This is a genomic window from Bacillus sp. FSL R5-0603 (assembly GCF_038050295.1).
GTDB classification, from domain to species: Bacteria; Bacillota; Bacilli; order Bacillales; family Bacillaceae; genus Bacillus; species Bacillus subtilis.
The window spans coordinates 2,997,592-3,007,500 of sequence record NZ_JBBOYP010000001.1 but is presented as its reverse complement, the minus strand read 5'-3'; the positions used below and the strand labels follow the sequence as shown (position 1 = coordinate 3,007,500).

Here is a 9,909-nt window from a genome sequence, read left to right as displayed (position 1 = left end):
GGCACCACTTTTATATGATATAATATTCAAGTCTCTTGTAAGAAGAGCCATTAGCTCAGTTGGTAGAGCATCTGACTTTTAATCAGAGGGTCGAAGGTTCGAGTCCTTCATGGCTCACCATTTACATGTTGCGGATGTGGCGGAATTGGCAGACGCGCTAGAATCAGGCTCTAGTGTCTTTACAGACGTGGGGGTTCAAGTCCCTTCATCCGCACCATTTCTGCGGAAGTAGTTCAGTGGTAGAACACCACCTTGCCAAGGTGGGGGTCGCGGGTTCGAATCCCGTCTTCCGCTCCAACTATACCATCCACGCCGGGGTGGTGGAATTGGCAGACACACAGGACTTAAAATCCTGCGGTAGGTGACTACCGTGCCGGTTCAAGTCCGGCCCTCGGCATTAAGTGTTGCGCCCGTAGCTCAATTGGATAGAGCGTTTGACTACGGATCAAAAGGTTAGGGGTTCGACTCCTCTCGGGCGCGCCATGATCTATATGAAATCGGGAAGTAGCTCAGCTTGGTAGAGCACATGGTTTGGGACCATGGGGTCGCAGGTTCGAATCCTGTCTTCCCGACCATTCTTGGGGCCTTAGCTCAGCTGGGAGAGCGCCTGCTTTGCACGCAGGAGGTCAGCGGTTCGATCCCGCTAGGCTCCACTTGATTTCAAAAAATATTTGGCGGTGTAGCTCAGCTGGCTAGAGCGTACGGTTCATACCCGTGAGGTCGGGGGTTCGATCCCCTCCGCCGCTACCAATGGACCTTTAGCTCAGTTGGTTAGAGCAGACGGCTCATAACCGTCCGGTCGTAGGTTCGAGTCCTACAAGGTCCACCACTATACGGAGGAATACCCAAGTCTGGCTGAAGGGATCGGTCTTGAAAACCGACAGGGGTGTCAAAGCCCGCGGGGGTTCGAATCCCTCTTCCTCCGCCATACATATTCCTAATCATCGCGGGGTGGAGCAGTTCGGTAGCTCGTCGGGCTCATAACCCGAAGGTCGCAGGTTCAAATCCTGCCCCCGCAACCAAATTTTAAAATGGTCCGGTAGTTCAGTTGGTTAGAATGCCTGCCTGTCACGCAGGAGGTCGCGGGTTCGAGTCCCGTCCGGACCGCCATTTAAATACTTAGGCTCGGTAGCTCAGTTGGTAGAGCAACGGACTGAAAATCCGTGTGTCGGCGGTTCGATTCCGTCCCGAGCCACCATTTATCAATATATTTTGGCGGTTGTGGCGAAGTGGTTAACGCACCAGATTGTGGCTCTGGCATTCGTGGGTTCGATTCCCATCAATCGCCCCAAATAAAAATTGCGGGTGTAGTTTAGTGGTAAAACCTCAGCCTTCCAAGCTGATGTCGTGGGTTCGATTCCCATCACCCGCTCCATTTCTATATCGTCATGGGCCTGTAGCTCAGCTGGTTAGAGCGCACGCCTGATAAGCGTGAGGTCGATGGTTCGAGTCCATTCAGGCCCACCATGACTTTTGTATTCCACAGTAGCTCAGTGGTAGAGCTATCGGCTGTTAACCGATCGGTCGCAGGTTCGAATCCTGCCTGTGGAGCCAAATGGAGAAGTACTCAAGTGGCTGAAGAGGCGCCCCTGCTAAGGGTGTAGGTCGTGTAAGCGGCGCGAGGGTTCAAATCCCTCCTTCTCCGCCATATGATTACAGATATAATAATTATCGGCCCGTTGGTCAAGCGGTTAAGACACCGCCCTTTCACGGCGGTAACACGGGTTCGAATCCCGTACGGGTCATCCAGAAGCCTTGCATATCCTGCAAGGTTTTTTTGTTTTCTAAATCATGATATGTCTTGGATTTTGTTCTTTATTTTAAAAACAGACTACAAATATCTCCATATATTTCGTTTTTCTTCAGAAAATGAAGTTAATTGTCTATAAGTATAAGCGCTTTCAGGAAAGGGCTTTTTTTTATTTCTTCGAATAAATACTATAAATGAAAACTATGATGTCAGAAAGGATGATTACATGGCCGCTGCCAGCCCGACAGCACATGATGTTTATCTTTTTCACGAAGGCAGTCTGTTTAAAAGCTATCAGCTGTTTGGCTCGCATTACCGCGAGCTGAATGGCAAAAGCGGATATGAATTCTGTGTGTGGGCGCCTCATGCGTCGGAAGTACGAGTGGCTGGAGATTTTAACAGCTGGTCTGGAGAAGAGCATGTGATGCACAGAGTGAATGATAATGGCATTTGGACGTTATTTATTCCAGGTATAGGAGAAAAGGAACGATATAAATATGAAATCGTGACGAATAACGGTGAGATCAGGCTGAAGGCAGATCCATACGCTATTTATTCAGAAGTCAGACCAAACACAGCGTCACTTACTTACAATTTGGAAGGGTATAGCTGGCAAGATCAAAAATGGCAAAAGAAACAGAAGGCTAAGACGCTGTATGAAAAACCTGTTTTCATTTATGAACTGCATCTTGGGTCTTGGAAGAAGCATTCTGATGGCAGGCATTATTCCTATAAAGAATTAAGTCAGACGCTTATCCCTTATATCAAGGAGCATGGGTTTACCCATATTGAACTGCTTCCGGTGTATGAGCATCCATATGATCGTTCATGGGGGTACCAAGGAACGGGGTATTACAGCCCGACAAGCAGGTTTGGCACGCCGCATGATCTGATGAAGTTTGTTGATGAATGTCATCAACAAAATATCGGAGTCATTTTGGATTGGGTCCCCGGACATTTTTGTAAAGATGCACATGGCCTTTATATGTTTGATGGAGAACCGCTTTATGAATACAAAGAAGAACGTGATCGGGAGAACTGGTTATGGGGCACGGCAAACTTTGACCTGGGGAAACCGGAAGTTCATAGTTTTTTAATTTCGAATGCGTTGTACTGGGCGGAATTCTATCATATAGATGGATTTAGGGTTGATGCAGTGGCTAATATCCTGTATTGGCCAAATCAGGATGAACGCCACACGAATCCATATGCTGTTGATTTTTTAAAAAAACTCAATCAAACCATGAGAGAGACATATCCCCATGTGATGATGATTGCAGAAGATTCTACAGAATGGCCTCAAGTGACAGGTGCCGTTGAGGAAGGGGGGCTTGGTTTTCATTATAAATGGAATATGGGATGGATGAATGACGTACTGAAATACATGGAGACGCCGCCCGAAGAAAGGCGGCAATGTCATCAGCTTATCTCTTTTTCATTACTGTATGCGTTTAGTGAACATTTTGTATTGCCGTTTTCTCATGATGAAGTCGTATACGGAAAAAAATCACTTCTTAATAAAATGCCTGGCGACTACTGGCAGAAATTTGCCCAGTATCGGCTTTTGCTGGGCTATATGACAGTGCATCCCGGAAAGAAATTGATCTTTATGGGATCAGAGTTTGCCCAATTTGATGAATGGAAAGATACAGAACAGCTTGATTGGTTTTTGGACTCCTTCCCCATGCATCAGAAAGCCAGCGTTTTTACGCAAGATCTTCTCCGCTTTTACCAAAAAAGCAAAATCCTTTATGAGCATGACCATCGTGCACAATCGTTTGAATGGATTGATGTCCATAATGACGAACAATCAATCTTTTCTTTTATTCGTTATGGCAAAAAGCACGGTGAGGCGCTTGTCATCATTTGTAATTTTACACCCGTGGTCTATCATCAATATGATGTTGGAGTTCCTTTTTTTACTCAATACATTGAAGTGCTTAACAGTGACAGTGAAACATATGGAGGCTCAGGGCAAATCAACAAAAAGCCGTTATCGCCTAAAAAGGGAGCACTTCATCATAAACCGTGTTATATCACGATGACCATCCCCCCTTACGGCATCTCGATTTTACGGGCGGTTAAAAAAAGAGGAGAGATAAAAAGATGAAAAAACAATGTGTAGCCATGCTCCTTGCCGGCGGGAAGGGCAGCCGTCTCAGCGGATTAACAAAAAATATGGCCAAACCGGCTGTATCTTTCGGGGGAAAATACAGGATTATTGATTTTACCCTAAGCAACTGTTCTAATTCAGGCATAGACACAGTCGGGATTTTAACGCAATATCAGCCGCTTGAGCTGAATTCCTATATTGGGATCGGCAGTGCATGGGACCTGGATAGATATAATGGCGGCGTGACGGTTTTACCCCCTTATGCCGAGTCATCAGAAGTCAAATGGTATAAAGGGACGGCAAGCGCCATTTATGAAAATCTCAATTATTTGAATCAGTATGATCCTGAGTATGTACTGATTTTATCAGGAGATCACATATACAAAATGGACTACGGCAAAATGCTTGATTATCACATTGAAAAGAAAGCAGATGTGACCATCTCTGTCATCGAAGTGGGCTGGGAGGAAGCAAGCCGGTTCGGCATCATGAAGGCCAATCCAGATGGGACGATCACACATTTTGATGAAAAGCCCAAATTCCCTAAGAGCAATCTTGCCTCAATGGGGATTTATATATTCAATTGGCCGCTTTTGAAACAGTATCTTGAGATGGACGATCAAAACCCTTATTCTAGCCACGACTTCGGCAAAGACATTATTCCTCTGCTTTTGGAGGAGAAAAAGAAGCTTTCTGCTTATCCGTTCAAGGGATATTGGAAGGATGTCGGAACGGTGCAGAGCTTGTGGGAAGCCAATATGGATTTGTTAAAAGAGGACTCGGAGCTGAAGCTGTTTGAACGCAAATGGAAAATTTACTCCGTCAATCCAAATCAGCCTCCGCAATTTATTTCATCTGATGCGCAGGTTCAAGATTCGCTTGTGAACGAAGGTTGTGTTGTATATGGAAATGTGTCTCACTCCGTTCTTTTTCAAGGTGTGACTGTTGGTAATCATACGACTGTTACATCATCCGTCATAATGCCGGATGTGACGATTGGGGAGCATGTAGTCATTGAAAATGCCATCGTTCCTAATGGGATGGTGCTGCCGGATGGCGCAGTGATTCGCTCCGAAAAAGACATTGAAGAGGTGCTGCTCGTTTCAGAGGAATTTGTAGAAAAAGAATTGATTTAATTACTGAAGAGGGGGCAGAGTCAGTGTTCAATAATCAAATGTTAGGTGTTATAGATGAAACCACATATAAGCATTCTCTTCAGGATTTAACAGCACAGCGGTCGCTCGGGGCGATCCCTTTTGCCGGCAGGTACCGACTGATTGATTTTATGCTTTCCAACATGGTGAATGCGGATATTAGGAGTGTTGCAATTTTTCCGAAGTATCGTTACCGTTCGCTCATGGATCACCTTGGGGCGGGTAAGGAATGGGATTTGCACCGGAAAAAGGACGGCCTCTTTTTTTTCCCGTCTCCCCATCTTCATCACGAATACGATGAATTCGGGTCCTTTCGCCAGTTTTCGGACCATCTAGATTACTTCCACAGAAGCACGCAGCAATATGCTGTTATCTCCAACAGCCATACCGTATGCAACATTCAATTTCAATATGTGCTGAAACGCCATCAGGAGGTTGGCTGCGACGTCACCGAGGTATTTCAGGACGGCCAGTCGCTGCAAATCTATATCATGTCAACAACGCTTTTAAAGGATCTGATCTACGGACATAGCGAAAAAGGCTATAAAACCATTCAGGAGGCTGTTGAAAAGGAATCTTCCGCCCTGACCATTTGCCCTTATGAATATTCAGGTTATGCCGCTGTCATTGATTCGGTGGAAAAATATTATACCCACAGTATGGAGCTCATTCAGCCTCGTTTTTGGCAGCAGGTGTTTTTGCCGCAGCAGCCGATCTATACAAAAGTGAAGGATGAGCCGCCTACGAAATACGGAAAGCACAGCACTGTCAAAAACTCTTTGGTGGCAAACGGCTGTGTGCTTGAAGGAGAGGTTGAAAACTGCATTTTGTTCCGGGCGGTCCATGTCGGAAAGGGTACGAAGCTGAAAAACTGTATTATTATGCAAAAAACGCAGATTGGCGAGGATTGTCTTCTTGAGCAGGTCATTTCGGATAAGGACGTTAAAATCGGCAAGGCGACGGAAGCTGCAGGAACAGCTGAGCAGCCGCTTGTATTAAGAAAAGGTTTGGTGCAAGGAGAGCTGATGAATTCTTGAAGATATTATTTGCTGTGTCAGAATGCACCCCATTTGTTAAATCAGGAGGTCTTGCCGATGTAGCAGGTGCTCTGCCAAAGGCACTTGCACGATTAGGCAATGAAGTAGCTGTGATGCTGCCGAAGTACAGCCAAATACCTGAACCGTGGAAAAAGCGTATGAAAAAACAGGCTGAGTGTACGGTAGCTGTCGGCTGGCGTCAGCAATATTGCGGAATTGAACATATGGACGAAGATGATGTGAATTATTACTTCATCGACAATGAGTACTATTTCAACAGGGATTCGTTGTACGGGCATTATGATGACGGTGAGCGGTTTGCCTTTTTTTCAAGAGCTGTGCTGGAGGCTGCCAAAGTTGTGAATGTTCAAGCCGATATTGTTCATACTCACGATTGGCATACAGCGATGGTCAATTATTTGCTGAAAGAGGAGTACAGAAAACATCCTTTTTATGAACGGATGAAAAGCGTGCTCACGATCCACAACCTGCAGTTTCAAGGCATATTTCCTCCTGATGTCACACATGACTTGCTGGGTCTTGAGATGGATCATTTTCATTATGAAAGGTTAGAATGCAACGGATTTGTTAATTTTATGAAGGCGGGCATCATTGCGGCTGATCATGTGACAACTGTGAGCCCCACTTACAGAAATGAAATATTGACTCCGTATTATGGTGAGCAGCTGGAACAGGTTTTGCAATATAGGGAAAATGATGTAACCGGCATATTAAATGGCATTGATGATACGTTCTATCAGCCGAAAAGCGATCCTTATATAGAGGCGCAATACGATTCAGGGGATCTTGCATGCAAGTTGGAAAACAAAACGAAGCTTCAGCGGCGGATGGGGCTTCCAGAGAAAAACGATATTCCGCTGATCAGTATGGTGACAAGGCTCACTAAACAAAAGGGGCTTGATCTTGTCCGCAGAATTATGCATGAACTTCTTGAGGAGCAAGACATACAGCTGGTTGTGCTGGGCACAGGAGAACGTGAATTTGAAGATTATTTCCGGTATGCAGAATTTGCTTTTCATGAGAAGTGCCGGGCTTATATCGGGTTTGATGAGCCGCTAGCCCATCAAATTTATGCGGGCTCTGATATGTTTTTGATGCCGTCGAAATTTGAGCCGTGCGGTTTGGGGCAGCTCATTGCTCTTCAATATGGCGCCATTCCGATTGTCAGGGAAACGGGCGGTCTTTACGACACTGTCCGTGCCTATCAGGAGAAAGAGGGAACGGGCAATGGCTTTACGTTTTCCGCCTTTAATGCGCATGATCTGAAATTTACGATTGAAAGGGCGCTGTCGTTTTATCGCCAACAGGATGTATGGCAGAGCATCATGAAGACCGCAATGAATGCAGATTACAGCTGGGGGAAGTCGGCTAAAGAGTATCAGCGTATTTTCGAGCAGGTGACAAGGAGTGGACGGGATGTTCTCGAGTAAAGAACGCTTTGCAGACTTATTTTTAAAGCGTCTGGAAATGACGTGCGGAAAAAGCTTTAAAGATTCTGCCAAGCTGGATCAATATAAAACGTTGGGCAATATGGTCAGAGAGTATATCAGCGCTGATTGGATCGAAACGAATGAAAAAAGCAGATCAAATTCCGGGAAGCAGACATATTATTTATCAATCGAATTTCTGCTCGGTCAGCTCCTTGAGCAAAACTTAATGAATCTTGGTGTTCGTGATGTTGTAGAAGCTGGTTTAAAGGAAATCGGCATCAATTTAGAGGAGATCCTTCAGATAGAGAACGATGCAGGTCTCGGCAATGGCGGACTTGGGCGCTTGGCCGCTTGCTTTTTAGATTCGCTTGCTTCGTTGAACCTGCCTGGGCACGGCATGGGCATACGTTATAAGCATGGTTTGTTTGAGCAAAAAATTGTAGACGGGCATCAGGTGGAGCTGCCTGAGCAATGGCTGAAAAACGGGAACGTATGGGAAGTAAGGAATGCGGATCAAGCAGTGGACGTGCCGTTTTGGGGCGAAGTCCATATGACAGAAAAAAGCGGGCGCCTGCATTTTCGCCACGAACAAGCGACAATTGTTACCGCTGTTCCTTATGATATACCGATCATCGGCTATGAAACGGGCACTGTCAACACGTTAAGGCTTTGGAACGCCGAGCCCTATGCGCATTATCACGGCGGTAATATTTTGTCTTATAAGCGAGAAACAGAAGCGGTTTCTGAATTCTTATATCCCGATGACACCCATGATGAGGGGAAAATTTTACGGCTGAAGCAGCAGTATTTTTTAGTATGCGCAAGCTTAAAAAGCATTGTGAACAATTACCGTAAAACACATAAATCTTTATCCGGCCTGCATAAAAAAGTGAGCATTCATATTAATGACACTCACCCTGCGCTTGCGGTGCCTGAGCTGATGCGGATTTTGCTCGATGAAGAGAACATGAGCTGGGAAGAAGCTTGGCATATCACTGTACATACGATTTCTTATACAAATCATACAACATTGTCAGAAGCGCTCGAGAAATGGCCGATTCATTTGTTTAAGCCGCTGCTCCCGCGAATGTACATGATTATTGAAGAGATCAATGAGAGGTTTTGCCGCGCAGTTTGGGAAAAGTATCCGGGAGACTGGAAAAGGATAGAGAACATGGCGATTACAGCGCATGGTGTTGTCAAAATGGCTCATCTGGCCATAGTAGGCAGCTACAGTGTAAATGGCGTTGCAAAAATACATTCCGATATATTAAAGGAAAGGGAGATGCGCGACTTTCACTTGCTGTTTCCGAATCGTTTTAACAATAAGACGAATGGAATTGCCCACAGGCGCTGGCTGTTAAAAGCGAATCCAGGCTTGTCTGCCATCATTACAGAGGCGATCGGCGATGAATGGGTCAAACAGCCGGAATCACTGATCCGTTTAGAACCGTACGCCACTGATCCTGCATTTATTGAACAGTTTCAAAACAACAAAAGCAAGAAAAAACAAGAGCTTGCCGATTTGATTTTTTGCACGGCCGGGGTGGTTGTGAACCCTGAGAGCATATTCGACGTACAGGTGAAACGGCTTCATGCATATAAACGGCAGCTGTTGAATGTTCTTCACATTATGTATTTGTATAACCGCCTCAAGGAGGATTCGGGGTTTTCAATCTACCCGCAAACCTTTATTTTCGGGGCAAAGGCTTCACCAAGCTATTATTATGCTAAGAAAATTATTAAGCTGATCCATTCTGTCGCAGAAAAAGTCAATTATGATCCGGCGGTCAAACAGCTGATCAAAGTTGTTTTTTTAGAAAATTATAGAGTTTCTATGGCTGAGCGAATTTTTCCGGCATCAGACGTAAGTGAGCAAATTTCAACTGCAAGCAAGGAAGCGTCTGGTACAGGGAATATGAAGTTTATGATGAACGGGGCTTTGACGATCGGCACGCATGACGGCGCAAATATCGAGATCCTTGAGCGGGTGGGCCCTGACTGTATTTACACGTTCGGCTTAAAGGCGGATGAGGTTCTATCGTATCAGGAAAACGGCGGCTATAGATCGAGGGAATATTATCAGCATGACAGGAGAATCAGGCAGGTAGCGGATCAGCTGATCAATGGTTTTTTTGAAGGAGAAGCAGATGAATTTGAATCGATCTTTGACTCGCTGCTTCCGCATAATGATGAGTATTTTGTGCTGAAGGATTTCAGCTCATACGCAGATGCGCAGGAGCGAATTCAAGCTGATTATCGTGAGCGAAGGAAATGGTCTGAGCGTTCGATTGTAAACATTGCTCATTCTGGATATTTCTCCAGCGACCGCACGATCCGGGAATATGCGAAGGACATTTGGGGCATCAAGCCGATGATGTGAAAAAAGCCGCTGTATAAGCGG

General features: G+C 45.4%; 5 protein-coding genes and 20 tRNA genes (1 of these 25 only partly in view). All 25 read left to right on the top strand.

The features are described 5' to 3' along the window. Nucleotides 1-7: transfer RNA gene (locus NYE56_RS15585), tRNA-Thr, on the top strand (it extends 69 nt beyond the left edge of the window). A gap of 37 nt (nt 8-44) precedes the next feature. After that, nucleotides 45-120 (top strand) — tRNA-Lys (locus NYE56_RS15580). Nucleotides 121-130: 10 nt separating this feature from the next. Continuing rightward, a tRNA-Leu gene (locus NYE56_RS15575) sits at nt 131-217 on the top strand. A 5-nt stretch (nt 218-222) separates the two neighbouring features. Further along, nucleotides 223-297 (top strand) — tRNA-Gly (locus NYE56_RS15570). 14 nt (nt 298-311) lie between these two features. Further along, a tRNA-Leu gene (locus NYE56_RS15565) sits at nt 312-397 on the top strand. 9 nt (nt 398-406) lie between these two features. Then, nucleotides 407-483, top strand: a tRNA-Arg gene (locus NYE56_RS15560). Between the two features lie 15 nt (nt 484-498). Next, nucleotides 499-575 (top strand) — tRNA-Pro (locus tag NYE56_RS15555). A gap of 5 nt (nt 576-580) precedes the next feature. Further along, nucleotides 581-653, top strand: a tRNA-Ala gene (locus NYE56_RS15550). 20 nt (nt 654-673) lie between these two features. After that, a tRNA-Met gene (locus tag NYE56_RS15545) sits at nt 674-750 on the top strand. 2 nt (nt 751-752) lie between these two features. Further along, a tRNA-Ile gene (locus NYE56_RS15540) sits at nt 753-829 on the top strand. 6 nt (nt 830-835) lie between these two features. Then, nucleotides 836-928 (top strand) — tRNA-Ser (locus tag NYE56_RS15535). Nucleotides 929-945: 17 nt separating this feature from the next. Then, nucleotides 946-1,022 (top strand) — tRNA-Met (locus NYE56_RS15530). A gap of 11 nt (nt 1,023-1,033) precedes the next feature. Beyond that, nucleotides 1,034-1,110 (top strand) — tRNA-Asp (locus tag NYE56_RS15525). Between the two features lie 12 nt (nt 1,111-1,122). Continuing rightward, a tRNA-Phe gene (locus tag NYE56_RS15520) sits at nt 1,123-1,198 on the top strand. 17 nt (nt 1,199-1,215) lie between these two features. Beyond that, a tRNA-His gene (locus tag NYE56_RS15515) sits at nt 1,216-1,291 on the top strand. 10 nt (nt 1,292-1,301) lie between these two features. Next, nucleotides 1,302-1,375 (top strand) — tRNA-Gly (locus tag NYE56_RS15510). A gap of 15 nt (nt 1,376-1,390) precedes the next feature. Then, a tRNA-Ile gene (locus tag NYE56_RS15505) sits at nt 1,391-1,467 on the top strand. A 12-nt stretch (nt 1,468-1,479) separates the two neighbouring features. Further along, nucleotides 1,480-1,554, top strand: a tRNA-Asn gene (locus tag NYE56_RS15500). 3 nt (nt 1,555-1,557) lie between these two features. After that, a tRNA-Ser gene (locus NYE56_RS15495) sits at nt 1,558-1,648 on the top strand. 25 nt (nt 1,649-1,673) lie between these two features. Beyond that, nucleotides 1,674-1,745 (top strand) — tRNA-Glu (locus tag NYE56_RS15490). A 231-nt stretch (nt 1,746-1,976) separates the two neighbouring features. Next, nucleotides 1,977-3,860 carry a 1,4-alpha-glucan branching enzyme gene (gene glgB / locus NYE56_RS15485; RefSeq protein WP_341284067.1) on the top strand — a complete coding sequence of 628 codons (1,884 nt, stop codon included), beginning with the start codon at nt 1,977-1,979 and terminating at the stop codon, nt 3,858-3,860. Next, nucleotides 3,857-4,999 (top strand): glucose-1-phosphate adenylyltransferase, encoded by a 1,143-nt coding sequence (locus tag NYE56_RS15480; protein WP_341284066.1) that lies wholly within the window; start codon nt 3,857-3,859, stop codon nt 4,997-4,999. The genes glgB and NYE56_RS15480 overlap by 4 nt, the downstream gene beginning before the upstream one ends. A 23-nt stretch (nt 5,000-5,022) precedes the next feature. Continuing rightward, nucleotides 5,023-6,054, top strand: coding sequence for a glucose-1-phosphate adenylyltransferase subunit GlgD (gene glgD / locus NYE56_RS15475; RefSeq protein WP_004398841.1), 1,032 nt, complete (start codon nt 5,023-5,025; stop codon nt 6,052-6,054). After that, on the top strand, nt 6,051-7,505 hold the full coding sequence (glgA, locus tag NYE56_RS15470) for a glycogen synthase GlgA (protein WP_341284065.1): 1,455 nt from the start codon (nt 6,051-6,053) through the stop codon (nt 7,503-7,505). The genes glgD and glgA overlap by 4 nt, the downstream gene beginning before the upstream one ends. Further along, complete coding sequence (gene glgP, locus NYE56_RS15465; RefSeq protein WP_172861254.1) at nt 7,492-9,888, top strand: glycogen phosphorylase GlgP; 2,397 nt, start codon at nt 7,492-7,494, stop codon at nt 9,886-9,888. The genes glgA and glgP overlap by 14 nt, the downstream gene beginning before the upstream one ends. Nucleotides 9,889-9,909: the final 21 nt, after the last annotated feature.

Excerpts from the sequence above, each read along its gene's own strand:
- glgP (WP_172861254.1), top strand. The coding sequence starts at position 7,492 with ATGTTCTCGAGTAAAGAACGCTTTGCAGACTTATTTTTAAAGCGTCTG.
- glgB (WP_341284067.1), top strand. The coding sequence starts at position 1,977 with ATGGCCGCTGCCAGCCCGACAGCACATGATGTTTATCTTTTTCACGAA.
- NYE56_RS15480 (WP_341284066.1), top strand. The coding sequence starts at position 3,857 with ATGAAAAAACAATGTGTAGCCATGCTCCTTGCCGGCGGGAAGGGCAGC.